This window comes from Ahrensia sp. 13_GOM-1096m, from assembly GCF_000620605.1.
In the GTDB taxonomy this organism is placed as follows: domain Bacteria; phylum Pseudomonadota; class Alphaproteobacteria; order Rhizobiales; family Rhizobiaceae; genus Ahrensia; species Ahrensia kielensis.
In genome coordinates, this window is record NZ_JIAX01000006.1 from 223,413 (window position 1) to 249,921 (window position 26,509).

The window sequence follows — 26,509 nt, forward strand, 5'->3', positions numbered from 1 at the left end:
ATGCGGCGCAATTGCGCTCTATATGAAGCCTATGACAAACACGCCATTATCCAATATTCGCAACTTTTCTATCGTCGCTCATATCGACCACGGGAAATCCACGCTTGCCGACCGCCTGATCCAGCAAACTGATACGCTGCAGGCACGAGACATGAAGGATCAGATCCTTGACTCGATGGATATCGAGCGTGAACGCGGAATTACAATTAAAGCCAACACTGTGCGCTTGGAATATAAAGCGCAAGACGGCCAAGATTACGTTCTCAATCTCATTGATACGCCGGGCCATGTTGACTTCGCCTATGAAGTGTCGCGTTCGCTTGCAGCTTGTGAAGGCTCACTTCTCGTTGTCGATGCTTCGCAGGGCGTTGAAGCGCAAACGCTCGCGAATGTTTATCAGGCAATTGATAATGACCATGAGATTGTAACTATACTCAACAAAATCGATCTGCCCGCAGCCGATCCTGAGCGCATTAAAGAGCAGATAGAAGAAGTCATCGGGCTTGATACAACTGATGCAGTGGAAATTTCTGCCAAAACAGGCCTAGGCATTCCCAATGTTTTGGAAGCAATCGTCAAGCAGCTTCCGGCACCGAAAAGTGGCGACCGCTCTGCACCGCTAAAAGCTTTGCTCGTGGATAGCTGGTACGACACCTATCTTGGTGTTGTTGTGCTTGTGCGTATTATTGATGGCGAGATGAAACGCGGCCAAAATATTCGTATGATGGGCACCGACGCGAAATATTTAGTAGACCGTGTTGGCGTTATGACGCCGAAATTGGTGCCTGTCGAAAATTTGGGACCAGGCGAAATCGGCGTCTTTACCGGCTCGATTAAAGAGGTTGCTGATACGCGTGTGGGCGATACGATCACAGAAGATAAGCGCCCTTGCACCGATATGTTGCCAGGCTTTAAGCCGGCGCAGCCTGTTGTGTTCTGTGGCCTCTTCCCAATTGATGCAGATGATTTTGAGGACTTGCGTTCAGCTATCGGCAAGTTGCGCCTGAATGATGCAAGTTTCTCGTTTGAAATGGAAACATCCGCAGCGCTCGGATTTGGTTTCCGTTGCGGTTTCCTCGGGCTCTTGCACTTGGAAATTATCCAAGAGCGCCTAAGCCGTGAGTTTAATTTAGAGCTGATCGCTACAGCACCATCCGTTGTTTATAAAATGAACATGACGGACGGCAGCGAAACAGAAATGCATAATCCGGCGGACATGCCAGACGTCGTGCGTATTCGTTCGATTGAAGAGCCTTGGATCAAAGCAACAATTTTGACGCCCGACGAGTATCTAGGTTCAATCCTGCAATTGTGTCAGGAGCGCCGGGGTATTCAAACAGACCTTTCTTATGTCGGTACACGCGCTTTGGTGGTCTATGATTTGCCACTTAACGAGGTTGTGTTTGATTTTTACGATCGTTTGAAGTCGATTTCAAAAGGCTATGCATCATTTGATTACCAGCTCGCTGAGTACCGCGAAGGTGATCTTGTGCGCATGAGCGTACTTGTCAACGAAGAGCCGGTGGATGCGCTTTCCATGTTGGTTCACCGTTCGGCTGCTGAAAAGCGTGGCCGTGTTATGTGCGAAAAGCTTAAAGAGCTTATTCCGCGTCACATGTTCAAGATTCCGATTCAGGCAGCTATTGGCGGCAAAGTTATTGCGCGTGAAACCATTTCAGCAATGCGCAAGGATGTGACGGCCAAGTGTTATGGCGGTGACGTTTCGCGTAAGCGCAAGCTGCTCGACAAGCAGAAAGAGGGTAAAAAGAAGATGCGTCAGTTCGGACGCGTCGAAATTCCTCAAGAAGCGTTTATTCAAGTCTTGAAGGTGGATAGCTAATTTATGCGGTGGGTTGTGTGGTTCATCTTTGCGACAATGTCATTGATGAACGCGCAGGCCGCTGAGTGGAAAGCGACTGAGAATTTCACATATTATAATGTGTCGGGCACGACCGGCCCTGAACTTTATCGATCAATTGGTGCGGGCGGCCCCATTATCTCAGGCAATCGGCGCACGATAGCCGTGACCAATTGGGATCTAAAATGGCGCCGCAATTATCAGCCCGATGGAAATGCATGCGAACTTGTCTCCGCACTGCCTTTTGTAACCATTACATATAGTCTTCCCAAACCAAGCCAGAAATTACCGCCCGCAATTGCTGCTAAATGGAAGCGGTTTGCCGATAGTATATTGGCGCATGAGAAGGTTCACGGCGATTTTGTAAAACGCCTAGCGCAGCAAATCATTGATGCAACCGTTGGCTTGCGTATTGAAAATGATAAGGCCTGCAAAAAAATACGCGGCGAAGTTCTAAAACGAGTGGCCAGAGAGTTCGAACGTTATAAAGCAGATAATCGTTCATTCGAGCAATCTGAAATGCGTAAAGGCGGTAATATTGAACAACGCGTGCTTGATCTTGTGAATTAGCACGCTGTTTCCTCCGCTTGCAGTCTTTATCAAGTGTTTATTTACCATGCTCTACATAAGCGCGCATTAATATTTGAGAAACCTTGTTTATTAAGCGGGTGGCAAGAGCCTTGGGGTAATTTGTGTTCAAGCCGATCAGAGCAAAACAAAACTGACGGTGTGCTGTTTAATTAACACGAGTAAGGAACTCAATATGTTTACACGCTTTATCAAAGACGAATCTGGTGCAACTGCTATCGAATACGGCCTTATCGCTGCTCTTATCGCTGTTGCGATTATCACAGGCGCGACTGCAATTGGTACTGAATTGGATAAAACATTCACAACAGTAGGTACTAAGCTAACTACAGCTAACAAACCTTAAGTAATTTAAATTTTAAAAGCGGCCTGCTCCCTTTCGGGAGCGGGCCGTTTTTTTATGCCTTATGGACATCAGAAATATTATTTCGTTTATGAGAATTTAATTCTCACGCATTACAAACAAGATGTTGAGAAACGAAGGTTGTGCCAATGATTGCTACTATAATTTTTGTCGTTTTCCCTTTTGCTATGATTTATGCTGCTTTGTCAGACATATTCTCAATGACAATCGCCAATAAAGTGTCCGCACTTCTCATCGTTACATTTTTGGTCATTGCGCCATTCATAGGCTTAAGCTGGCACGATTTTGGATCGCATTTAATGGCATTTGCAGTGGTTCTTTCTGTTACTTTTGCGATGTTCGCATTGGGCGCTATGGGCGGCGGCGATGCTAAATTACTAGCGTCATCTGCTCTTTGGATGGGTTTTTCCGTTCATTTATGGAATTACATTTTAATGTCAGCAATCGCTGGTGGCGTTCTGGCGATTTTGATTATTCTCTTACGCAAAACATCAATGGCCGTTTATGCTGGCGAGTTACCCATGCTTCGCCAAGTGATCGATGCAAAGGGAATCCCATATGGCGTAGCTTTAGCTGTTGGAGGGCTTTTCGCTTTTCCAGATAGCCCCGCGATGGTCTTTGCGCTTAATTACTTTGCGAATTAAAGCTGTCTGCGGATAGATCAGATTGCTTATTTGCGCTGTTTAACTTGCGTTAAGTATAAATCTAACGACGTCATTAACCATAATTACACCATTAGATGTGAATGTTGATCCTGTAGCGGATTCGTCCGCCCAATAATTTGCAGGTGTTAGCATGTCTATGCGTTTCGTTATTCTTGGAGTTGCAGTTCTTGCCGCGGGGGGCGCTGGTTATTTGGCAATGAATTTGTCTGCACCAGCACCTGCTCCGATTGCAGACTTATTACCGTCAGCCCCTTCCATTGAACTCGATCAAGTGTTGGTTGCAAAAGAAACCATACTAACGGGTGGTAAGATCAGCGGTGGACTGGGTTGGCAGCAATGGCCAGTTGAAGCAATTGCGCCAGATTTCATAACTGAATCCAGTAGACCTGAGGCAATTGCTGAGCTTGAAGGATCAATTGTTCGCTCAACGATCATTCAAGGCGAGCCAGTTCGCCCTATAAAAATTCTTGGCGCAGATCAGAGTTTCATGTCTTCTATATTGCCTGCCGGTAAACGGGCAGTTGCAACGACCATTGCTGCAGACACATCAGCTGGCGGTTTTATCCTGCCAGATGATTACGTCGATGTAATTATGACAACGCGTGACCAGAATACCAATGCTTATATAACCGAAACAATTCTTGCAAATATCCGTGTCCTAGCGATCGACCAAACCATTCGTGAAGATGAAAATGGACAGTTGGTGCAAGTCGGGCAAACTGCAACACTTGAGTTAACGCCCAATCAAACAAAAATCATTTCAGTTGCACAGCAAATGGCTGATCGTCTGACGCTCGCTTTGCGTTCAATAAAAGACATTGAATCAGGTCGCTCAGAGCCGAGTGCTGATCACCTGATCTCAGGTGGTACGCGCGAGGACGGCTCCATTAGTTTGATTAAAAATGGTGAGAAAACAATGGTGCAAAGCCAATGACAAAGATGAGCGAACCGAAACAAGAATCCACAAATATAAAGAGCAGTCATATGTCCAAAGTTGCAAAAAGCTTTAAGATCTTACTCTTGGCAGGCACAGTTGTTGCATTGACGTCCGCAGTCCCAACAAAGTTTGCGCCGCTAGGTGTGACACCGGCGGCAGCACAGAATATTATCAAAGTGCAAAAACGCTCTTCTGGATCAGAAGAAGTTGTGCTTGGTTTGGACAAGTCCTTGGTGCTCGAGCTTCCAGAAGATGCGCATGATATTCTTGTTGCTAACCCAGAAGTTGCTGATGCCGTAACACGCACGGCACGCCGCATTTATCTATTTGGTAAAGAAGTCGGTCAGACGAATATTTTCGTTTTTGATAAAAACGGCAATCAGATGGTTAGTTTGCAGTTGCAGGTTGAACGCGATGTGGCTGGGCTCGATCGTTATCTTGAGCGCTTTATAGCAGGATCAAATATTAAAACGGAGATTATCAACGACAATATCGTGCTAACCGGATCGGTGCAGACACCGCAGGATTCAGCTAAAGCTGCAAAACTGGCCGAAATTTTCGTTAAGGGCGGCGATGCGACTAACAATGGCGCTGAGAGCTTCTTGGCTTTATTTTCACGCGGCGATAGTCAAATCGTCAATCTATTGGAAATCGCAGGCGGCGACCAGGTCACACTAAAAGTGACCGTTGCAGAAATTCAGCGATCTGTGATGAAGCAACTTGGTATGAACTTGATTGGTAATGGTTCATCTTCCGGACTTTCCTATAGTGGTATTTCCGAAACCATTGCTGGCGCACTTGGTAAACCGCTTGCCAATACAGGTGTTAGCCTTGGCGGCTCAATCGGCGGTTTGAATATCAACGCCTATTTCAAAGCAATGGAAGAGGCTGGGGTGATGAAAACCCTGTCCGCGCCAACTTTGACCGCAATATCAGGCGAACCTGCAAAGTTTTTCGCAGGCGGAACCTATAATGTTATTTCAGGGGCTAGCTTTGATGATGAAACCGGCCAAACCACATATGGAATCGATAAGATTGACTATGGTGTTAGACTTGAGTTCACACCTGTCGTTCTTTCACCTGGCCGGATTAGTCTGCGCATAAAAACTGAAGTGTCCGAGCCGACAACAGAGGGAAGCGTTCCTCTAGCTGCTGGTGCCAGCAGGGCCTCCGCAACAAATGTATTGTCTATTCGTCGCCGTGAAGCTGAAACAACCGTTGAGTTGCCATCTGGTGGCTCGATGATGATTGCCGGTCTCATCCGCGATGATGTCAGACAGGTTGTCAGTGGTTTTCCAGGATTGTCAAAGCTTCCAATTCTTGGGACGCTGTTTAGAAGCCGTGACTTTATTCGCAGCGAATCCGAGTTGGTTATCATGGTTACGCCGTATCTGGTGCGCGCTGTCGCAGCCTCACAAATCGCGTTGCCGACAGATAATTTTGCACCATCATCAGATTCAGTTGGCAACCTACTTGGCCGCCTCAACCGTATCTATGGAAGCACAGACCAACAAATGCCGACTGGCCGTTATCACGGTGCCGTTGGTTTCATTTACAAGTAATTGGAGTACGCAAACATGTTTGCCGGTAAATTAAAAACTTCAGCAGCGGCTGTGCTGTGCGTTTCTCTTCTTTCAGGATGCGCGGGGCTACAACAGCGCGATAATATGACTGTAAGCAGTGTCGCAAATGACTACACCAAGCGTCATCCAATCGTGCTTTCAGAGCAAGAGCAGGTTTTAGATATTCCTGTCGCATCCGGAGCTCAAAGACTGAACTACGCCGCGCTGAGTAATGTAGAGGCTTTTGCGCAGAGGTTTCAAACATCTGGCACGGGCACAATTGTTATGTTGATGCCTTCTGGATCTGCAAACAGTTCTGCGGCGAGTTTTGTTCAGGGACAGATTGTTAAAGCTATTGAAAAAAGTGGGCAACATCGCAACAACATTGCGATCCAATCCTATGACGCGTCACAGCATGGTTCATCTGCACCAATACGTTTGTCATTTCGCTCGGTAACTGCCTCCACGGGGCAATGTGGCCAATGGCCTGAAGACCTTGCGGAAACGCCTGAGAACGAAAACTATGCTGATTTTGGCTGTTCAACACAGAATAATCTTGCGGCACAAATTGCCAACCCAGGCGATTTGCTTGGGCCACGCAAAGAAACACCAATTGACGCAGAAAACCGAGGCAACGTGATCGCCAAGTATAAAACTGGCAGTTAAAAGCCTTCGCGCTTGTAAAATTAATGAACTAGACCCCTAGGGTGAAAAACAATGTCAGACGCTGCATTTAAAGACGAAAACGAAATGGCTGCCATGCCAAGCGCTAGCTTCGAGCCGGATGAATTGCAAAATGTGCGCCCTGTACCGCGCATAACAATTCAGGCATTTTGTGAAACGCAAGGGGTCTCTGGGCCTATCGAGCGTATGGCAGAAGACCGCCGCATGGCAAAAGCTCAAATGCGAACCTATATGGGCGGTATTGGTGCTGCTGTGGAATTTTATCAAACAGCACCAACTCCGAACTTGATCATTCTTGAGACTTCCGCTCGTCCAGATGAGCTCATGAACGGGCTTAATGAGCTTGCAGAAGTTTGTGATCCATCGACGCGTGTGGTCATCATTGGTCACCACAATGATGTTTCGCTATACCGCGACTTAGTTCGCAATGGTATTTCTGAATACATCGTAGCGCCGGTATCAATTGCCGATCTTATGGCGGTTATTACAATGCTGTTCATTGATCCTGATGCGGAGCCATTAGGTAAAACAATGGCTTTTATCGGCGCTAAGGGCGGGGTTGGTTCATCCACGATTGCTCATAATGTTGCTTGGTCTATTTCGACGCTTTTCCAAAACGAAGTCGTCGTCGCAGATATGGATTTGCCTTTTGGCACCGCCAATATCAACTTTGACCAAGACCCTGCGCAAGGTATTGCAGAAGCTGTTTTCTCACCGGATCGCATTGATGAGGTTTATCTTGATCGGTTGCTCGCAACATGTGCTGAACATCTTTCACTGCTTGCTGCGCCATCAATGCTCGACAAGGTTTACGACTTTGGAGCGGAAGATTTCGCACAATTAATCGACGTTGCTCAGCGCACGGCTCCTTCCGTTGTGCTTGATATTCCACATGTATGGAATGGTTGGACACGCACAACGCTTTCGCGTGCCGATGAAGTTATCATTGTTGCAACGCCGGAATTGGCAAATTTGCGTAACACCAAAAACATGGTCGATACGCTGAAGAAACTACGCCCAAATGATTTCGCGCCGAAACTGGTCCTCAACCAAGTGGGCGTGCCTAAAAGACCTGAGATTAGCGTCAATGATTTCTTGGATTCACTGGATATGGAAGCATCTGCGATCATTCCATTTGATCCGCATTTATTTGGCACAGCATCTAATAATGGCCGAATGCTGGCGGAGTCTGACAGTGCTAGCCCAATCGTTACAACGATCTCTGATCTTGCACATATTATAACGGGTCGCGGCGCAGTTTCAGCAAAACCAAAGGGCGGCCTAAAAGGCATTTTGGCAAAACTGAAGAAGAAGTAATTTCAAGTTCGAGTTACGAGGTAATTCAATGTTTGGTAAAAAAGGATCCGGGGGTTCATCCTTTGCGAGCGCTAAAACGCAAGCAAAACCCGTTATAAACGAACCGGCATCTAAACCGATGGAAAATGCTGTTGAAAAACAGCATGTGTCGGAAGCTTTGGCACCGACAGTTGATGCTCCCAAGGCACCTGCTAAAGAGACGCCACGTGCGAAAGTTGAAGCGCCTCCTATGTCTATGGAGCAGCCAACCCAAAAACGCCCTAATCGCGATGATGCCTATTATGACACCAAATCACAGGTGTTCTCTGCGCTGATTGAGACAATCGACCTGTCGCAGCTTGCAAAGCTAGACGCTGAAAGCGCACGCGAAGAAATTCGTGATATCGTCAATGATATCATCGCTATCAAAAACTATGCGATGACCATCTCCGAGCAGGAAGAATTGCTTGAAGATATCTGTAACGATGTGTTGGGTTATGGACCGTTAGAGCCCTTGCTTGCACGTGATGATATTGCCGATATCATGATCAACGGCCCAGATGCTGCTTATATCGAGGTAAACGGTAAGGTTATTGATGCGGGTATTCGCTTTCGTGATGGCCAGCAATTGCTTTCAATTTGTCAACGAATTGTGAGCCAGGTGGGCCGCCGCGTTGATGAATCTAGCCCAATCTGTGATGCGCGTCTTGCGGATGGTTCACGTGTTAACGTTATTGCACCGCCATTGGCGATTGATGGCGCTGCACTAACGATTCGTAAGTTTAAGAAAGACAAGCTCACACTTGATCAGCTGACAAAATTTGGTTCAATTTCGCCGGAGGGTGCAACGATCCTACAAATTATTGGACGTGTGCGATGTAATGTCGTCATTTCTGGCGGTACGGGTTCGGGTAAAACAACTTTGCTCAACTGTTTGACCAACTATGTTGATAAAGATGAGCGTGTCATCACATGCGAAGACTCTGCCGAACTTCAGCTTCAGCAGCCGCATGTTGTGCGCCTTGAAACAAGGCCGCCGAACTTAGAGGGCGAAGGTCAGATCACAATGACTGACCTTGTCAAAAACTGCCTTCGTATGCGCCCAGAACGCATCATTGTTGGTGAGGTTCGTGGACCAGAGGTGTTTGACCTTTTGCAGGCGATGAATACTGGTCACGATGGTTCAATGGGTACAATCCACGCTAACACCCCGCGCGAGTGTCTAAGTCGTATGGAATCAATGATTGCGATGGGTGGCTATACGTTGCCGCAAAAAACCGTGCGTGAAATTATTTGTGGGTCTGTTGATATTATCATTCAGGCTGCGCGTTTGCGTGATGGTTCTCGCCGAATTACCCATATTACTGAAGTCATTGGCATGGAAGGTGATGTCATCATCACGCAGGATCTCATGCTGTATGATATTACTGGCGAAGATGCTGATGGCAAATTTATCGGTAAACATCGCTCTACAGGCGTTGGCCGCCCTCAAATGTGGGAGCGCGCACGTTATTTCAACGAAGAAGTGCGTCTTTCTGAGGCACTAGATGCAATGGAGGTGATCGAATGATCTTCGGCCTATCATCCATTGAGCTAGCCGTTATGGCGCTTGCCGGGCTTAGTATCGGCGGCGTCATGTATGCATTGATGTTACCATCGTTGCAGGCGGAAAAAGTCCGTAAGCGCAGAATGTCAAAGGTCAAGTCTGTCAAGACGGACACAGTGTCGAAACGTGTTGAGGTTGACCGCGCTCAAGAAGGTCAAAAACGACGCAAACAGATCACAGAGTCGCTTAATGATCTTGAAGAGCGTAACAAAGCGCGCGAGAAAAATGCAACCAAACCAAACCTGAAGACGCAAATTCTGCAGGCGGGTTTGAAGCTCGATATTCGGATGTTTTATATTTACTCTGCTGCTATAGGCGGCGGTTCGGCATTTGCAGCATTGATCTTTGGCTTTCCTGCAATTTATTGCATTGGAATAGCATTCGCTGCAGGACTTGGTTTGCCGCGTTGGATTATTTCATTTCTCCGCAAGCGCCGGATCAAGAGCTTTTTAGCAGAATTTCCAAACTCGATTGACATTATCGTTCGCGCAATCAAGTCAGGTTTGCCATTGAATGATGGTTTGCGTCTTATTGCAACAGAGGCACGTGAGCCGGTGCAAACGGAATTTCGCCGGATAATTGAGTCGCAGCAACTTGGTATGTCAGTGCCTGAGGCTTGCTTGCGTATGTATCAAACTATGCCGTGTTCAGAGGCAAACTTTTTTGCAATCGTTATTCAAATCCAATCGCAGGCCGGTGGTAACTTATCTGAAGCTTTGGGCAACCTTTCAGGTGTGTTGCGTTCGCGCGCACAAATGAAAGCAAAAGTTGCCGCAATGTCGATGGAAGCAAAAGCTTCGGCAGCAATTATTGCCGCATTGCCGCCAATTGTTGCTATTCTGGTTCACTTTAGTAGTCCGGAATATATCGGGCTCCTTTTCACAACAGATCAAGGATTTCTCATTTTGGGTGTCTCTGCTGTTTGGATGTCCATCGGCGTATTCGTCATGCGCCAAATGATTAACTTTGAGGTATAGGGGAGCAGGTTCATGTCTTCAGATATTGTAGCACTACTCACCTCAGGGCAGTTCTTAATCGCTGTTCTGGTTTCTATTAGTGTTTTTGCCACTATTTTCACACTGCTTGCACCGGCACTGGGCGGCAACGAGCTTAAAAACCGGATGAAATCGGTCGCGACTGAGCGCGATGAAATTCGGGCGCGTGAGCGGGCTCGACTGGTATCTGAAAAACAGAACGGGCGAGCATCTTTGCGTGTTGATAGCAAGGATAAAGGCAGTGTTAAGTCCATCGTTGAACGTTTGGATTTGAAAAAAGCCCTTGCCGATGATAAAACAATTTCAAAACTGCGTGCTGCAGGCTTTCGCGGTCAAGGGCCGCTCAATTTGTTTCTTTTCATGCGCCTTGTTTTACCATTCCTGACTTTTGGAGCCGGGGTAGTTTACATGTTCGTATTTGATGGCTTTCCCGATAAGCCAACAAACATGAAGATTATATACTGCCTTGGATGTGCGGCCATAGGCTTTTATGCACCTAATTTTTATGTAAGTAACAAAGCATCACAGCGCAAAACCTCGATAACCAAAGCATGGCCAGATGCGCTTGATCTATTATTGATCTGCGTTGAATCGGGTATGTCTATCGAGGCTGGTTTCCGCAGAGTGGCAGCTGAGATAGGCATGCAATCGACAGCGCTTGCCGAAGAAATGGTGTTGGTTGGCGCAGAACTTTCGTTCTTATCTGAGCGCAGAAAAGCGTATGAGAACTTATATATGCGTACTGGCTTGGACGCTGTAAAAGGCGTTACACAAGCGCTCATTCAGGCCGAGCGATATGGTACGCCTGTGGGTCAAGCATTGCGTGTTCTTGCAGGCGAAAGCCGCCAGATACGTCTGAATGAAGCTGAGAAAAAAGCAGCGGCTCTACCGCCAAAGCTTACTGTTCCGATGATCCTTTTCTTCCTGCCTGTGCTCTTTGGTGTAATCCTTGGGCCTGCAGCTATTCAGGTTACGCAGCGTGGTGGTATCTTCTAAAGATAAGAAATAGTCCGCAAATTATGAAAATAAAAAACCCGCCTCTGAAGCTTCAGAAGCGGGTTTTTATTGTTAAGGTTTTTAAAAAGAAAGGAAGGCTTTTACTGAGCGCTCTTCTTGTCTTCTTCTTTTATCATGTTCCATGCATTTTGCTGCGATAGAATTTTGCGTAGATACTCAACATTGGCCTGTGCCTGCTGAGGTGAAAGTTCGCGCTGTGCAATGGCCATTGCCTCATCAAAGCGACCTTGAAGACCAACCACCATCGCAAGGTTTTGGCGCACACGGCTATCGGCTGTTGGTTGTTTTACAGCTTCACGCAAATAGCGTTCGGCGGTCGGAAGATCATTTACCAACAAGTGGCTGATCGCTATGTTTGATAGAATTGACGGCTCATTTGGGCGCATTTGCAGCGCTTTTTGATAAAGATCACGGGCTTCTTCTGGACGACCTGTTTGATCGTAGATTGCGCCTTCTGCCGATACGAGACGCCAATCTGGCCGCGTTGGGTCTTGCGCGCGCTGAATTGCATCGAGTGCCGCAGTAAATTGACCTGCGCCGGCAAGTGCTTTGCCATATGCTGCAAGAACATCGCGGTCATCGGGATGAAGAATGGCTGTTTTGCGCATGACAGCCACAGCTTGCTCATTGAGATTGTTAGACCGAAGAATTGATGCATATTGCATTGCAATAGCTTTGTTCTTTGGATCACGCTCATAGGCGGCACCATAGGAATCAACGGATTGTGCCAGTTCAGCGGAATTCATCCGTTCCACTGACTTGCCGTTTTTAATAGATCCTGTTGTGCGGCTGTCTGTTGCGCAGCCAGCGACTGTGGCACTCAGCAGCACAGCGCTTAGAACGGAAAGATATGCCCGTTTGCGTGCCTTAGGAAATGCCGATGTGCGTTCTTCAAGCCTCATGATGATCTCCTTGCTGCGAATCTTGCGAAACACAAAAATGTGGACGCAATGCCCCTTCAATTTAATCAATATTCTGTTAACCCTAATGGAAAGTTAACAGCCGTGCTCAGTACGGTGCGTAAAAAAGCAGGAGCCTTCAAGTTGAACAATATTTTTGTAAGCGCAGCGCAAAAAAACGAGAAAATATTGCCGGTGCATTGCGTGGCACAGTCGGACTTAGATGCCGTGCCAAGCGAAGCAAAAACATGGGCGTACCTAAATGGCTTTGATGGCGCCGTAGGCAATGTTCTGCTGGTTCCTGCTGAAAATGGGCAAAGTATTAATATGGTGCTGCTGGGCGTGGGAGATGCGACTGACCCATTCGTAACAGGGGCGTTGGCTAAGAAGCTGCCCAATACGCCGTTTACGTTTGCGTCATTAGCAGGGCTAGATCTTCGATTGGCGGCAATTGGTTTTGGACTTGGTAGCTATCGCTTTGATGTTTACAAAAAGTCGTCACAAAGAGTTCCGCAATTGGTTTTAGGCGACACGCTCGACCGCGATGAAATTCTGCGCCACGTCGAATCGAGCTGGCTGGCCCGTGATCTTATCAATACACCTGCCGAAGATATGGGCCCGGATGAGATTGAGGCCGCTAGCCGCAAGCTCGCAAAGTCCTATAAAGCGAGCATAAAAATCATCAAAGGCGATGCATTGCTTTCTAGTAATTTCCCGATGATTCATGCTGTTGGACGTGCTGCAACAAAAGCACCGCGCCTGATTGATTTCACTTGGGGTGATAAAAAGGCACCAAAGCTCACTCTTGTGGGTAAAGGCGTTGCCTTTGATACTGGCGGCCTGGACATCAAACCTGCAAGCTCAATGCGTAACATGAAAAAAGATATGGGCGGCGCTGCGAACATATTGGCGTTGGCACGCATTATTATGGACGCAAAATTGAATGTGCGGCTGCGGGTGCTCATTCCTGCCGTTGAAAATGCAATCGCCGGTAACGCGTTTAGACCAGGCGATATTTTAAGAAGCCGCAAGGGGCTAACGGTTGAAATAGGCCATACGGATGCCGAAGGGCGGCTTGTATTAGGCGATGCTCTAGCGCTGGCCTCTGAAGAGAAACCTGATCTTATTATCGACATGGCGACTTTGACGGGAGCAGCGCGTGTTGCACTTGGGCCAGAATTGCCACCTTATTATACAAATGATGAAGCATTGGCTGCGGCCGTTGATGAAGCTGCTGTTAGCGAGCGCGATCCGTTATGGCGTATGCCGCTTTGGCAGAATTACAATCAGGCTCTCGCGTCAACGGTTGCTGATCTGAATAATGTGACAACCGATGGATTTGCCGGGTCCATAACTGCTGGATTGTTCTTGCAGCGCTTTGTTGATCCAGCTGTGAGCTGGGCTCATTTCGACATTTTCGGATGGAACCCGAGTGCTAAACCACATTCACCTGTGGGCGGCGAAGCGCAGGGTATCCGTGCAATCTTCGCTTCATTGCAAAAACGCTATGCATAAAACGGTGCATGAGCGTGCTTGCGCTTGCGTAACAGGCTATATATCGCGCATATTAGTTCGGCCCCGTAATGGTACATAGCTGAGCTTCTATGCCGATAAATCTAAAACCGAGCCAAGCGCTCATGCTTTGGCATTCTGTCAACCTTGCCGAAGTGCGTGATAGCGCACCGGATTTGACGATGCGGCAAGCCGCAATCTTATTGACGATTTACCTTGATCCGCCGCCACATACTGTTCGCGGTTTGGCTGCGCATTTGGGCGTTTCCAAGCCGGTTATCACCCGTGCGTTGGATACAATGGGGGCGATGAAACTGGTGCGCCGTCAACGTGATCCGCGTGATCGTAGAAATGTTATCATTTCACGAACGGTTGAGGGTGCAAACTATCTGGAGCGTTTTGCTGATAATATCATTGCGAAAGGTAAGGAGCTGCCGCATTGAGCGAGAAACTGGATAGACGAATTCATGCATTTCGTGATGATCTTGCATCCGAAGCGCTCAAAGGAAAAATCACTGCAGGCAAATTTGTGCGTGGTGAACGTCGCCGCGTTTCATCTTCTGTTGTCGATATGCGCCCTAAACCAGATATCAATCTCGGCATCGATACTCAGATGATCTATGGCGACATGGTTCGTGTCTTTGATGTTGCGGACGGCTGGGCTTGGTGCCAATCATTGCGAGACAACTATGTTGGCTATGTTGCTGATGACCAACTTGCAGCGCGCGATATTACCGCGCCGCCTTCAACACATTTGATTTCAGCACCGCGCACATTTGCTTATCCTGAAGCCGATATGAAATCGCCGCACAGCAATATCTTGTCAGTGGGATCATCCTTGGCCATTGTCGGTGAAGCAGAAACGCGCGGCACTCGTTATTTGAAGTGTTCCAAAGGGCAATTCTATATTGAACGCCATCTCGTCCCAATCGATCAACCCGTCGATGATTATGTCTCGATTGCGGAAAAATTGATCCACACACCTTATTTGTGGGGCGGTTCTTCCGCTTTTGGTATTGATTGCTCCGGTCTTGTTCAATTGTCGCTGCTTTTGGCGGGCAAGAAAGTGCAACGCGATTCAGATATGCAAGCTGCAAGCATCGGTACAGAGCTCGGTTTTTCAGCGATGAATGGTGGGTTGCAACGCGGTGATCTGGTGTTTTGGAAAGGCCATGTCGGTATTATGCGTGATGAACAAGAACTCATTCACGCAAATGGGCACACAATGGATGTAGCCGTTGAATTGTTAGAAGATGCAATTGAGCGTATTGGCTACCTTTACGGATTTCCTACAACGCTGCGCAGACCTTAATATCCAGCTTTACGGTCAACGAGATTCTCTAGCGTTTCGCCGCGCTCATAAGCTGCTATCTGTTTGAGAATATGCGGTATCAACGCCAAAGGATTGGACGCCGCCGCCGCATGCGGTGTCACCGTCACACGCGGGTGCGACCAAAGCGGACTATCACCAGCCAGCGGTTCTTGTTCAAAGACATCCAGAGATGCTGCTGAAAGCGAACCATCATTCAGCGCAGCTAGAATGTCGGCCTCACTTTGAAGCCCGCCGCGACCAGCATTGATTAAAACGGGGCCACCCAGAGGCCCGTTGCGCTTTAATTTTGAAAGTAATTGCGCGTCAATAATGCCGCGTGTTTCATCTGTAAGAGGCAAGAGACAGACAAGGATGTCGGTTTGAGAAAGCATATCGTGCAAACCATCAGTGCCTGAAAACGTCTCGATTTCGCTATTGGTTTTTGGATTACGGCTCCAGCCAATAACATGAAAGCCGATCATTTTCAGCTTAATGGCCGCATCCATTCCCAAAGCACCGATGCCCATGATACCAACCGTTACGGCATCCGCAGCAGGTTGGGCTTTATCTTCCAGCCAGACATGATCCGCCTGTTGCTTCCGGTAGCGCGCGCCTTGACGCAAATGATCGAGCGCTTGCCATATGATGTATTCGCTCATTCGGTTTGTTAAATCGTCAGCAACAACACGCACGATGGGAGCGTCCGGCAATGTATGATCTTTAAAAATGTGATCCACACCAGCGCCAGCAGAAAATATGACTTTCAGATTTGGCAGCGCGCTTAATATATTGGGTCTCTGCTTCCAGACGATCGCATATTCTACATCTGCAGCATCATCTGTAATGTTGGTGACAACTTCAAGATCAGGCGCCATGCGCTCGATCTCTGCTTGCCAAAGCGCTTCGTCAAAACCGGTCACTGCAAGTAGAATTTTCTTGGTCATTAGTCTGCAACGATACCTTCTGGTGCCGCTTCAATATCAAATGCTGCCGCCATTAGCGCCTTAGTGTAATCTGTTTTAGGCGCGTCAAAAATCTGCTCCGCAGAACCGTATTCTACCACTTTTCCGTTGCGCATAACAACGACCTCATTGGCGAGCGCACGCACGACTTTCAAATCATGGCTGATGAAAAGGTAAGCCAGATTATGTTTCTTTTGCAGGTCGCGCAGCAGGTCAACGACCTGTGCTTGTACGCTCATATCAAGCGCGGAAGTAGGTTCGTCCAGCATGATGAATTTTGGTGTCAGCACCATGGCACGGGCAATCGCAATGCGCTGCCTTTGCCCACCTGAAAATTCATGCGGATAACGAAAGCGCGTTTCAGGGTCTAGGCCGACTTCCTGAAGTGCGGTCACAACGGCTTGATCGCGTTCGGCGCGTGAAAGGTGAGGGCTATGTATTTCCAAGCCCTCTGCAATAATTTCAGCGATTGACATACGCGGGCTGAGCGAACCGAATGGGTCTTGGAAAACCACTTGCAAATCTTTGCGCACGGGGCGCATGTCGCGGAATGATCGAGCGCCAATATCAGCACCATTGAAGGTGATTTTGCCTTCTGATGAAATGAGCCGCGAAAGGGCAAGACCAAGCGTCGTCTTGCCGGAACCGGATTCCCCGACAATGCCGAGTGTTTGCCCAGCGCGAACTGTTACATCAATGCCATCAACGGCTTTCACGTGGTCAACCGTCTTTCGCATGAAGCCTTGTTTAATGGGAAACCATACTTTTATGTCATCGCCTTGCATGACGACGGGCGATGATTTGTCGAGCTTGGGCGGACTGCCCTTTGGTTCGGCAGCAAGCAAGTGCTTGGTGTATTCATGTTGAGGATTGTTGAAAATGTCTTCTGTCGGGCCTGTTTCGACAATCTTGCCATTGGTCATAACGCAGACACGGTCCGCAATCTTGCGAACGATAGCCAGATCATGCGTGATAAACAGCATCGACATATCGAACTTGCTCTTTAGACCATCAAGCAATTTTAGAATTTGCGCTTGAACGGTGACATCAAGCGCTGTGGTTGGTTCATCGGCGATGAGCAGTTTAGGTGTATTGGCAAGCGCCATAGCGATCATCACACGCTGTCTTTGTCCGCCAGACATTTGGTGAGGATAGGCGGGCAGGCGCTTTTCAGCATCGCGGATACCGACCTGTTCAAGCAGGCTGATGATATGGCTGCGAACTTTTGCGTCTGGCACGGTCTGGTGCAGCCGCAAGATTTCGCCGATCTGCTTTTCAATCGAATGGAGCGGATTGAGCGATGTCATTGGCTCTTGAAAGATCATCGTGACATCATTGCCGCGAACACGGCGCAGCGCTGCGTCTGGCGCTTTCATCAAGTCTTGTCCGTCAAACCAAATCTCACCATGCGGATGGCTCGCCGCAGGATATTGTAAAAGCTTCAAAATAGAGTTCGCTGTGACGGATTTTCCTGAACCAGATTCGCCCACCAGCGCCACGGTTTCACGGGCACCGAGGTCAAAGGAAACACCATCGACGGCGCGTGTGGTTGCGCCGCCTTGCGTGAAATCAACCGCCAAATTGCGAACGGAAAGAAGCGGCGCTGCCGAAGTATTATTATTCTGCGCGCCGCTCATGCAAATGTCTTTCTTGGGTCAAACGCATCACGTGTTGCTTCACCGATGAAAATCAGGAGCGAAAGCATAATGGAAATCACAATGAACCCAGAGAAACCGAGCCAAGGTGCCTGCAAATTGTTTTTGCCTTGCAAGATCAATTCGCCAAGTGATGCCGAGCCTGGCGGTAAACCAAAGCCAAGAAAATCCAGCGATGTGAGCGTGGTAATCGAACCGTTCAAAATGAACGGCAGGAATGTCAATGTCGCGACCATCGCATTAGGCAACAGATGGCGGAACATGATCGTGCGGTTTGATACCCCCAGGGCGCGTGCCGCATTCACATATTCAAAATTGCGCGCACGCAAAAATTCTGCGCGTACAATGCCGACAAAACCAACCCAAGAGAACAAAAGCATAATGCCAAGCAATATCCAGAAGCCGGGTGGCAATACGGCAGCCATAATGAGCAAGATATAAAGCACAGGGATAGAGGACCAGATCTCAATGATGCGCTGCATAATCAAATCGGTCCAGCCGCCGAAATAGCCCTGCACAGCTCCCGCTGCCACACCAACAACAGCTGACAATGCGGTTAGAATTAAACCGAACAGAACCGATATGCGAAAGCCGTAAAGTGTGCGAGCAAAAACGTCCCGTGCCTGATCATCTGTGCCAAGCCAGTTGAAGTTTCCATATGTGCAGTTCGGATCGTTCACACCTTCTGCATAGCGTGCACAAAGCTCTTCGCGTGTATCAAACAGGAAAGCTGGCTTTGATGGTGCCGTTGTCGGTACTTCCTTGTTCACGGTTCTGTATGAAAAACGAACAGGCGGCCAGATCATCCAACCATTGGTTTCGATTTCTTCTTGTATGAAGGGGTCGGTATAATCTGTACGCGCAAGGAATCCGCCGAATTTTTCTTCCGGATAATTGACGAAAACAGGCGTCAGTATTTCACCCTTATACGATACGAGAATTGGCTTGTCGTTGGCTATGAATTCTGCACCGAGCGAAAGGATGAACAGTATGAGGAAAATCCACAGCGACCAGTAACCACGACGATTGGCTTTAAAGTTCTGCCAACGCCGCTGATTGATAGGCGATAGAAACGGACGCTTTGCCGGCGCTTGTGATGTCATGGTGGTATCAGCCATCAAACATCCCTCGATTCAAAATCAATACGTGGGTCCACCCAAGTGTACATCAAGTCAGAAAGCAGGCTGACGAGCAGTCCCATCAATGAGAAAATATAAAGCGTTCCAAAGACAACCGGATAATCACGATCAACGACCGATTTGAAACCAAGCAATCCAAGCCCATCGAGTGAGAAGATTGTTTCAATCAATAATGAACCTGTGAAAAATGCAGAGATGAAGGCTGCAGGAAATCCGGCAATGATAATCAGCATCGCATTTCTAAATACGTGGCCATAAAGAACCTTGTTTTCGCCAAGCCCTTTGGCGCGTGCTGTTGTAACATATTGCTTGCGGATTTCATCGAGAAACGAGTTCTTGGTGAGCAAGGTTGTGGTCGCAAATGCCGATAAAACAAGTGCTGTTAAAGGCAGCGCAAGGTGCCAGAAATAGTCGATGATTTTTTCATACCATGCAAGCTGCGCAAAATTATCAGACACAAGACCGCGCAGTGGAAACAGATCATAAAATGAACCGCCTGCAAAAAGAACGATCAAAAGGATAGCAAACAGAAATCCCGGTATCGCATAGGCAAGAATGATGATGCCGCTGGTCCATGTGTCAAACGATGAGCCGTCCGATATGGCTTTTTTAATGCCAAGTGGAATAGAGATCGCGTAAGAAAGTAACGTTATCCAGAGGCCAAGCGATATGGAAACCGGCATTTTTTCAATTATTAGATCAATAACCGATATGTCGCGAAAGTAGCTGTCGCCAAAATCAAAACGTGCATAGTTCCAAACCATCAGCGCGAAGCGCTCTAAAGGTGGTTTGTCAAAACCGAATTGCCGCTCGAGGTCAGCGATAAACTCCGGATCAAGCCCTTGCGCACCGCGATATTTAGAGTTGTTAGAGCCACCGCCCTCAATGCTTGAACCAATGTCGTTGCCGCCGCCAAGATCACTGCCGCCGCCAGTTATGCGGTCTGTCGCATCTCCGCCTTGGCCTGTGAGTTGAGCAATAACCTGTTCAACCGGACCGCCCGGCGCAAATTGCACAACGGTGAAAGATATCGCCATGATGCCCAAAATAGTCGGTATCATTAAAAGAAGACGTCGGAGGATATAAGCACCCATGCTTCAGCGCTCCCCACTGCTGGAAAGTGAACTCATGTCTGTGCTTTTAACCCTTGCCAAGCTTGTCAGCCTTTTCCTTGTCAATCCACCAGAGCGCTTCCACCTGCCAAAAATAATCAGGTTTTGGTTCTTTAAAGCCAAATATATCCCAATAGGCAACGCGGTGATTCGCTGATCTCCAATTTGGAATCCATTCGCGCGTCAGCCGCAAGACCCTATCGAGCACTCTCATGCTTGTTTCGTGTCTTTCTCGCGTTTCTGCGGCCCCAATTTCGTAAATAATAGCATCCACCAGCGGATTTGTGAGAGCAGGCCAGTTTCGGGTGCCTTCTATTTCTGCCGATTTTGACCCTAAAATCGTATCAAGGTCGCTTGCCGTCGGTGTTGGCGACCAGCCAAGAGCTAATCCTGCCATGTCAAAATCAAAACTGCTTGTCCGTGCTTGGTATTGGGCAGGGTCCACAAGCCGCAGTGACGCGTTGATGCCAACAGCGCGCATGGTTTCAACAAAAGGCCCATAGATGCGTTCAAAAACCGAGGCGGAAATGAGGAACTCTAAATCCAGTGTCTCGCCTTTGGCATTGCGCAAATAGCCTTTGTCGCCTGGTTTCCACCCAGCATCCGCCAGTAATTTGGATGCGCCGCGCAGTTTGTTTCTGTCGCGGCCAGAACCATCTGATGCTGGTTGCCGGTAGGCGTCATCATAAATGCCTTCAGGCAATTCATGATCAACGCTTAGTTTTTTAAGTAAATCTGTTTCCGCTGCATCCGGTGTGCCTGCCGCTTCATATTGAGAGCCAGCAAAAATCGAGTGCGAGCGTTCATTTAAACCATAGAATAGATTTCTATTGGTCCATTCAAAGTCAAAACATTGCGCAATCGCATCGCGCACCCTTTTATCTTTAAAGCGTTCGCGTCTCATATTGAGACACCAAGCCTGCATGCGAGGTCGTTTTTCAGCGTCAAAATGCGCTTTGATTACGCGGCCATCTTGTATGGCTGGAAAATCATATTCTGTCGCCCAACTCTTCGAAGTGAACTCTTGTCTAAACGTGGTGGCGCCTTTTTTGAAAGCTTCAAATCCAGCCTGTCGCTCTTTGAAAAAATCTATGCGGATCGTTTGGAAATGATTGAAGCCCTTAGCTGTGCCAAGCTCTTTGGCCCAATAATCATCGACACGCTCATATTCGATATAGACGCCCGGATTCATTCGCCCGACTTTGTAGGGCCCTGATGCCAATGGCGGCGTTAGCGTTGATGCATCAAAAACATTGTCTGTGTACCAAGCTTTAGAGATGATTGGTAAGCCTGCGATAGACAAAATATCTTGTGCAGCTAGGCTGCCGTCAAAGACCAGCGTAATGGTCATTGGATCATCAATGCGGGCTTCTTTTAAAGGAGCCAGCGGCAACGAAAGCTCTGGATGGCCTTGTTCTTTGATGGTTTTAAAGGAGAACGCCACGTCCTCGGCCGTAATAGGCGAACCATCGTGCCAATGTGCAATATCACGTATCTTGAAAGTGAAGCTGTTTCGATCATCTGAAATCACAACGCTTTCGGCCAAATGGCAATAAACAGCATCAGGTTCGTCATGTGATGAAACGACTAGCGCATCAAAGCACATTTCCATGCGCGGCGGCGCGTCACCTTTTCGCACAAAACTATTGAGCGTGTTGAAGGTCTGCACGTTCTGGTTAAAGTACCAATAAGCAGGTTGAAAAGCGAATGTGCCGCCGGTTGGCGCGTCTGGTGACGCATAGTCAAAATGCGAAAACCCTTGGAGGTATTTTAAATCTCCAAAAGCCGACAGACCATGTAGTGGCTTACCGGATGGGTTCTGCGCATATGAAAGTTTTGGCAATCCAGCAGCGCCAGCTATTACTGCACTGGTCATGGCTAAAAAGCGGCGGCGATCGATAATCATTTGCGGCTTTCTGGCTTTATCCACCATGAAGAAGTGTCGACACCAGAATAGGTCGGCTGCTTGTCGACAAAATCAAACTTGTCCCACCATGCAAGCCATTCTTCTGGCGAATGCCATTGCGGAATATAATAATAATTCCATAGCAAAACACGATCAAGCGCATGTGTTAATGCGATAAGTTCATCGCGGTTTTCAGCAAAAATGATCTTGTCCACCAAGGCGTCGACAACCGGATTTTTAATGCCTGACATATTGCGTGAATCAGGTTTATCTGCGGCTGTTGATGACCAAAAATCGCGCTGCTCATTTCCTGGAGATAATGATTGGGCAAGTTGCACCGTCGTTATATCGAAGTTGAAATCTTCAAGGCGCGAAACATACTGGCTGGCATCGACAATGCGGATGCTGGCATCGATACCAAATTTACGCATATCTTGTGTAAATTGCCCGGCGATAATGTTTGTAACGGGTGAGCCGCCTAAAATTTCTATGCTGAAAGGCTCGCCAGTTTCAATATTCGTCCAAGTGCCATTGCGTGGCTCCCAACCCGCTTCGCGCATAAGCTGGGCTGCAAGGCGTTGATTGTCACGGTTTTTAGCTCTGTCGCCGCCAACTGGGTTTTCAAAAGGGGCTGTAAATAAAGCTTCAGGCAGTTGATCGCTAAACTCCTGCAATATACTCAATTCACGGCCTTCGGGTATGCCGCTGGATTGCAGCTCGCCACCTTCAAAATAGCTGTCAGTGCGTGTTCTAAGGCCAGAGAGTTGCAGTCTGTTTATGGATTCAAAATCAAACAGATAAGAAAGCGCTTTTCGCACGCGCACATCTTTAAATTTGTCGCGGCGCATATTCATCGCAAACCCCTGCATGGGTTTTGAGCCCGTGGTTGGGAATGTGCGCTTTTTTACTTTTCCCTCTTTAAACGCAGGAAAAGTATATTCATTTGCCCAGCGCTGCGAACTCGTTTCAGTGTGAATATCCTGAATGCCACCTTTTTTAAACGCTTCCCAAATGGGGGTCGAATCAAGAAAATAGGTGTAGTTAAAACGATCAAAATTATTGCGGCCCTTATTAACGGGCAGGTCTGCGGCCCAGTAATCTTTGACCCGTTCCCACTGAATAAAGACCCCAGGGTCAAAGGACGCGATTTTATAAGGGCCAGATCCCAAAGGTGGCTCTAGGGTGGACTTTGAAATGTCACGCTTGTTGCCGTTAGCGTCTGTCCCTTCCCACCAATGCTGCGGTAAAACGGGCATGTCACCCAAAATATTAGGCAGTTCGCGATTATTCTTCTCATCAAAGCTGAATTTTATATCAGTCTCATTGACGATTTCTGCTGAGACGACGTTCTTGTAATATTCGCGATATAGCTGATTGTATTTCTTGAGAACTTCGAATGTCCACACAACATCCTGAGATGTGATTGGTTCTCCATCATGCCATTTAGCCGCTTTGTTCAAACGGTAAATCGCAAACGAGTCGTCTTCTGGGTAGGTAAATGATTCTGAAATCAGCGGATGGCTCGTTGATGGTTCATCAACCGATTGAGCGCGGAGCGTGTCATAAAGCAAACCACCGCCAAACCCGCCTGATGCAAAGCCGGCTGCAGGATTTCCCTTTAATATATAGGGATTGAAGCTGTCATAGGTGCCAAGCGCTGGCAGATTAACTGTTCCACCTTTCGGCGCGTCAGGATTGGCATGATCATAATGGGGAAAATTATCAGCATACTTGCTGGTCGCAATGAGAGAATCGGTTGTTACCCATCCACTTGCTTCTTGCGCAAAAGAAGCTGGCAGCGGCGCGATAAGCGCAATCACTGCAATAGGCACAACAAAACACTTCATCGTTAATTCTCCCATTGGAACGTATTAGAGGAAAATAGACGTAAATGCGTCAATTCAAAGTGCAAAAACTAAAAAAGCCCGGCAGAACCGGGCTTTTAAGATCACAATTGTGACAGATTATTCAGTTTTTTCAGCTTCGCTCTCAGCTGGTGCAGCTTCCTCAGAAGTCTCCTCAGCAGCAGCTTCAGGGGCTGCTTCTTCCTCGGCCGCAGCCTCAGGAGATGGCAGATCAAGAGGGCTTGCATTCTGCTGGTTCATGTAAGCGAGAAGATTTGCACGGTCTTGATCTTTCTTCATGCCTGCAAAGCCCATTGCTGTGCCTTTGATCCAGTCTTTTGGCTTGTAGATAAAGCCGTTCATCTCTTCAAATGTCCACTGCTTGCCTTCGCCATATGTTGTCATTGCAGACGAATATTTAAAGCCTGATGCGCTGGCGATGTCTCGGCCTAGAACACCAAAGAGGTGAGGGCCGATTTTATCCGCGCCGCCTTCTTCGATTGTGTGGCAAGCCGCACATTTTTTAAATGCAGTTTCGCCTGCAGCAAGATCAGCACTTGCAAGTAGGGCAGAAATGTCAGGAACGTCTGCGTCTTCTTCTGCGCCTGCAGCAGGGGCAGAACCTTCGGCAGCTTCAATGGCATAGCCGAATTGTTCGGGTGTTTCTGAGTGGAAGAGCGCATCACTAAGGATGCTAAGCGTCATAATCAAAACCGCGGCGGCCAAAAATGCGCCTGCATACATCGTTGTTTTCATGGATTCCATGGATTTCGTCACCGTATATTTGAATTTGCCGCAATGCGGTTCTTTAATTTGGCCGGAAACTATGTCTTTTACGTCCGCCATGCAACACCTATAAGACGTCTTACGATGAGACTTTTTGCCACTTCTAAAGATGGACGCTTATGAAACCGATTATAATTATACCTGCACGAATGGCCTCAACCCGTTTGCCAGGCAAACCAATGGCCGATATTGCAGGCAAACCAATGATCATTCAGGTTGCAGATCGCGCCCAAGAGGCTGATTGCGGGGACGTTCTGATCGCAACAGATACTGCAGAGGTTTTAGAGGCTGCGCGCGATCATGGTTATAATGCCGTAATGACAAGCGCAGATCATCAATCCGGTTCGGACCGCATATTTGAAGCCTTTACAAATGTTGGTGGTGATTTTGATACGATCATCAATGTTCAAGGCGATTTGCCGACAATCGCACCTGCCGATATTCGCGCTGTTTTAGCGCCGCTTGACAATAATAAGTGTGATATTTCGACTTTGGGTGTGGAAATTACCGATTCGGATGAAAAGACGAACCCCAATGTGGTCAAGATAATAGGCTCGCCAATTGGTGAAAATCTATTGCGGGCATTATATTTCAGCCGCGCAACCGCTCCTTATGGGGAGGGACCGCTATATCATCATATTGGTCTTTATGCTTATCGGCGCGCAGCATTGGAACGGTTTGTATCGTTAAAGCCTTCAACGCTTGAAAAGCGTGAAAGCTTAGAGCAATTACGCGCACTTGAAGATGGCATGACGATCCATGCCGCAATCATTGACACTGTGCCGCTGGGCGTTGATACACCGCCTGATCTCGAAAAAGCGCGCGGTATCCTTTCGCATAATACTGGAAACTAAAATGAACGACCAAAACAAGCTCATCTCGTTCCAAGGCGAAGCGGGTGCAAATTCGGATACGGCGTCACGCAATATGTTTCCGGACATGACGCCCTTGCCATGTGCAACATTCGAAGATGCGTTTAATGCTGTTGATAGCGGCCAGGCAGCGCTTGCCATGATCCCGATTGAAAATACGTTGGCCGGTCGTGTGGCTGATATTCATCATTTGTTGCCCCAGTCAGGCCTGCATATTATTGGCGAATATTTTCTACCCATTCATTTCCATTTAATGGTGCTGCCAGGCACAGACATTAGCCAAATAAAATCCGTGCATACCCATATTCATGGCATTGGACAGTGCCGAAATATTGTGCGCGAACATGGATGGAAAGCGGTTGTGGCGGGAGATACAGCTGGCGCTGCCAAAATGGTTGCAGAAACAGGCAATCCTTCAATGGCGGCTTTGTCGCCATATCTTGCCGCCGAGCTCTATGGGCTTGAGATTTTGAAAAAGAATGTTGAAGACACGGACAATAATGTCACCCGTTTTGTGGTGCTTTCAAAAACGCCTCAAAACTATGAACGCAAATCAGCAGGCGAGCTTGTTATGACGACATTTGTGTTTCGTGTTCGAAATATTCCTGCAGCTTTGTATAAAGCGATGGGCGGCTTTGCGACAAATGGTATCAACATGACAAAGCTTGAAAGTTACCAGATCGGTGGCCAATTTACGGCAACGCAGTTCTACGCCGATATTGAAGGTCACCCTGAAGACCCCAATGTAAAGCTAGCTTTTGAAGAGCTCGGATTTTTTACAGATATGTTTAACGTTTTGGGAGTATATCCTGCAGCACAGTTTCGTATCGATCAAAACAATACATAAAGTCACGCATTCGTGAATGTCGTTGGTTTGATTTCAAGGTCAAATACCTTCATATCGCATAACTTAATTTAGCTCATTTTATAGGGCGTAT

The 26,509-nt window shown here is 47.8% G+C and carries 24 protein-coding genes; 16 read left to right on the forward strand and 8 right to left on the reverse strand.

From position 1 onward, the window contains the following. Positions 1-31 precede the first annotated feature (31 nt). From lepA to N530_RS0101475, 11 genes are all read left to right on the forward strand, one after another. Positions 32-1,840 carry a translation elongation factor 4 gene (gene lepA, locus N530_RS0101425; RefSeq protein WP_026317323.1) on the forward strand — a complete coding sequence of 603 codons (1,809 nt, stop codon included), beginning with the start codon at positions 32-34 and terminating at the stop codon, positions 1,838-1,840. 3 nt (positions 1,841-1,843) lie between these two features. Next, the gene (locus tag N530_RS0101430) at positions 1,844-2,428 is read left to right on the forward strand and encodes a DUF922 domain-containing protein (RefSeq protein ID WP_035266052.1); all 585 of its coding nucleotides are present in this window, start codon (positions 1,844-1,846) and stop codon (positions 2,426-2,428) included. Between the two features lie 193 nt (positions 2,429-2,621). Then, positions 2,622-2,792 carry a Flp family type IVb pilin gene (locus N530_RS0101435; RefSeq protein WP_026479231.1) on the forward strand — a complete coding sequence of 57 codons (171 nt, stop codon included), beginning with the start codon at positions 2,622-2,624 and terminating at the stop codon, positions 2,790-2,792. Positions 2,793-2,938: 146 nt separating this feature from the next. Continuing rightward, positions 2,939-3,454 (forward strand): prepilin peptidase, encoded by a 516-nt coding sequence (locus tag N530_RS0101440; RefSeq protein ID WP_026479232.1) that lies wholly within the window; start codon positions 2,939-2,941, stop codon positions 3,452-3,454. A gap of 151 nt (positions 3,455-3,605) precedes the next feature. Then, positions 3,606-4,409: a Flp pilus assembly protein CpaB gene (gene cpaB / locus N530_RS0101445; protein WP_026479233.1), complete on the forward strand. Its 804-nt coding sequence runs from the start codon at positions 3,606-3,608 to the stop codon at positions 4,407-4,409. A 50-nt stretch (positions 4,410-4,459) separates the two neighbouring features. Then, positions 4,460-5,974 carry a type II and III secretion system protein family protein gene (locus N530_RS0101450; RefSeq protein WP_035266192.1) on the forward strand — a complete coding sequence of 505 codons (1,515 nt, stop codon included), beginning with the start codon at positions 4,460-4,462 and terminating at the stop codon, positions 5,972-5,974. Between the two features lie 15 nt (positions 5,975-5,989). Continuing rightward, positions 5,990-6,640 (forward strand): CpaD family pilus assembly lipoprotein, encoded by a 651-nt coding sequence (locus N530_RS0101455; RefSeq protein WP_026479235.1) that lies wholly within the window; start codon positions 5,990-5,992, stop codon positions 6,638-6,640. Positions 6,641-6,691: 51 nt separating this feature from the next. Beyond that, positions 6,692-7,975: a CpaE family protein gene (locus N530_RS0101460; RefSeq protein ID WP_026479236.1), complete on the forward strand. Its 1,284-nt coding sequence runs from the start codon at positions 6,692-6,694 to the stop codon at positions 7,973-7,975. Between the two features lie 28 nt (positions 7,976-8,003). Then, positions 8,004-9,524 carry a CpaF family protein gene (locus N530_RS0101465; RefSeq protein WP_026479237.1) on the forward strand — a complete coding sequence of 507 codons (1,521 nt, stop codon included), beginning with the start codon at positions 8,004-8,006 and terminating at the stop codon, positions 9,522-9,524. Further along, positions 9,524-10,537, forward strand: coding sequence for a type II secretion system F family protein (locus tag N530_RS0101470; RefSeq protein ID WP_026479238.1), 1,014 nt, complete (start codon positions 9,524-9,526; stop codon positions 10,535-10,537). The genes N530_RS0101465 and N530_RS0101470 overlap by 1 nt, the downstream gene beginning before the upstream one ends. Before the next feature lie 12 nt (positions 10,538-10,549). Next, positions 10,550-11,551, forward strand: coding sequence for a type II secretion system F family protein (locus N530_RS0101475; protein ID WP_026479239.1), 1,002 nt, complete (start codon positions 10,550-10,552; stop codon positions 11,549-11,551). A 101-nt stretch (positions 11,552-11,652) separates the two neighbouring features. On the opposite strand, the gene N530_RS0101480 is transcribed toward N530_RS0101475, so the two are convergent. After that, positions 11,653-12,474 carry a tetratricopeptide repeat protein gene (locus N530_RS0101480; RefSeq protein ID WP_026479240.1) on the reverse strand — a complete coding sequence of 274 codons (822 nt, stop codon included), beginning with the start codon at positions 12,472-12,474 and terminating at the stop codon, positions 11,653-11,655. A gap of 48 nt (positions 12,475-12,522) precedes the next feature. Here N530_RS0101480 and N530_RS0101485 point away from each other — a divergent pair, with 48 nt between their 5' ends. The 3 genes from N530_RS0101485 to N530_RS0101495 all read left to right on the forward strand — a co-directional run bounded on the left by N530_RS0101485 (position 12,523) and on the right by N530_RS0101495 (position 15,295). Next, entirely contained in the window at positions 12,523-13,986 is a 1,464-nt protein-coding gene (locus N530_RS0101485; protein ID WP_026479241.1) for a M17 family metallopeptidase, read from the forward strand. Between the two features lie 89 nt (positions 13,987-14,075). Beyond that, positions 14,076-14,426, forward strand: coding sequence for a helix-turn-helix domain-containing protein (locus tag N530_RS0101490; RefSeq protein ID WP_018688830.1), 351 nt, complete (start codon positions 14,076-14,078; stop codon positions 14,424-14,426). After that, positions 14,423-15,295, forward strand: a complete 873-nt coding sequence (locus N530_RS0101495) for an NlpC/P60 family protein (protein ID WP_026479242.1) — start codon at positions 14,423-14,425, stop codon at positions 15,293-15,295. Before N530_RS0101490 ends, N530_RS0101495 begins: the two co-directional genes overlap by 4 nt. Here the strand turns inward: N530_RS0101495 and N530_RS0101500 are convergent. The 7 genes from N530_RS0101500 to N530_RS0101530 form a co-directional block, all read right to left on the reverse strand. Further along, a complete protein-coding gene (locus tag N530_RS0101500; RefSeq protein WP_026479243.1) occupies positions 15,292-16,239 on the reverse strand; it encodes a glyoxylate/hydroxypyruvate reductase A in 948 nt (315 codons plus the stop codon). The two genes, N530_RS0101495 and N530_RS0101500, sit on opposite strands and share 4 nt — an antisense overlap. Further along, complete coding sequence (locus N530_RS0101505) at positions 16,239-17,894, reverse strand: ABC transporter ATP-binding protein (protein WP_051540691.1); 1,656 nt, start codon at positions 17,892-17,894, stop codon at positions 16,239-16,241. Before N530_RS0101505 ends, N530_RS0101500 begins: the two co-directional genes overlap by 1 nt. Beyond that, on the reverse strand, positions 17,891-19,030 hold the full coding sequence (locus N530_RS0101510; RefSeq protein WP_018688826.1) for an ABC transporter permease: 1,140 nt from the start codon (positions 19,028-19,030) through the stop codon (positions 17,891-17,893). Before N530_RS0101510 ends, N530_RS0101505 begins: the two co-directional genes overlap by 4 nt. Next, positions 19,030-20,145, reverse strand: a complete 1,116-nt coding sequence (locus N530_RS0101515) for a microcin C ABC transporter permease YejB (protein WP_026479245.1) — start codon at positions 20,143-20,145, stop codon at positions 19,030-19,032. Before N530_RS0101515 ends, N530_RS0101510 begins: the two co-directional genes overlap by 1 nt. A gap of 46 nt (positions 20,146-20,191) precedes the next feature. Continuing rightward, positions 20,192-22,069 carry an extracellular solute-binding protein gene (locus tag N530_RS0101520; protein ID WP_026479246.1) on the reverse strand — a complete coding sequence of 626 codons (1,878 nt, stop codon included), beginning with the start codon at positions 22,067-22,069 and terminating at the stop codon, positions 20,192-20,194. Further along, complete coding sequence (locus N530_RS0101525) at positions 22,066-23,916, reverse strand: extracellular solute-binding protein (RefSeq protein ID WP_026479247.1); 1,851 nt, start codon at positions 23,914-23,916, stop codon at positions 22,066-22,068. The genes N530_RS0101520 and N530_RS0101525 overlap by 4 nt, the downstream gene beginning before the upstream one ends. A gap of 117 nt (positions 23,917-24,033) precedes the next feature. Next, positions 24,034-24,759 carry a cytochrome c family protein gene (locus N530_RS0101530; RefSeq protein ID WP_026479248.1) on the reverse strand — a complete coding sequence of 242 codons (726 nt, stop codon included), beginning with the start codon at positions 24,757-24,759 and terminating at the stop codon, positions 24,034-24,036. 59 nt (positions 24,760-24,818) lie between these two features. Between N530_RS0101530 and N530_RS0101535 the strand changes: the two genes are divergently transcribed. Then, the gene (locus tag N530_RS0101535; RefSeq protein ID WP_026479249.1) at positions 24,819-25,553 is read left to right on the forward strand and encodes a 3-deoxy-manno-octulosonate cytidylyltransferase; all 735 of its coding nucleotides are present in this window, start codon (positions 24,819-24,821) and stop codon (positions 25,551-25,553) included. 1 nt (position 25,554) lies between these two features. Further along, positions 25,555-26,418 (forward strand): prephenate dehydratase, encoded by an 864-nt coding sequence (locus N530_RS0101540; protein ID WP_026479250.1) that lies wholly within the window; start codon positions 25,555-25,557, stop codon positions 26,416-26,418. Positions 26,419-26,509: the final 91 nt, after the last annotated feature.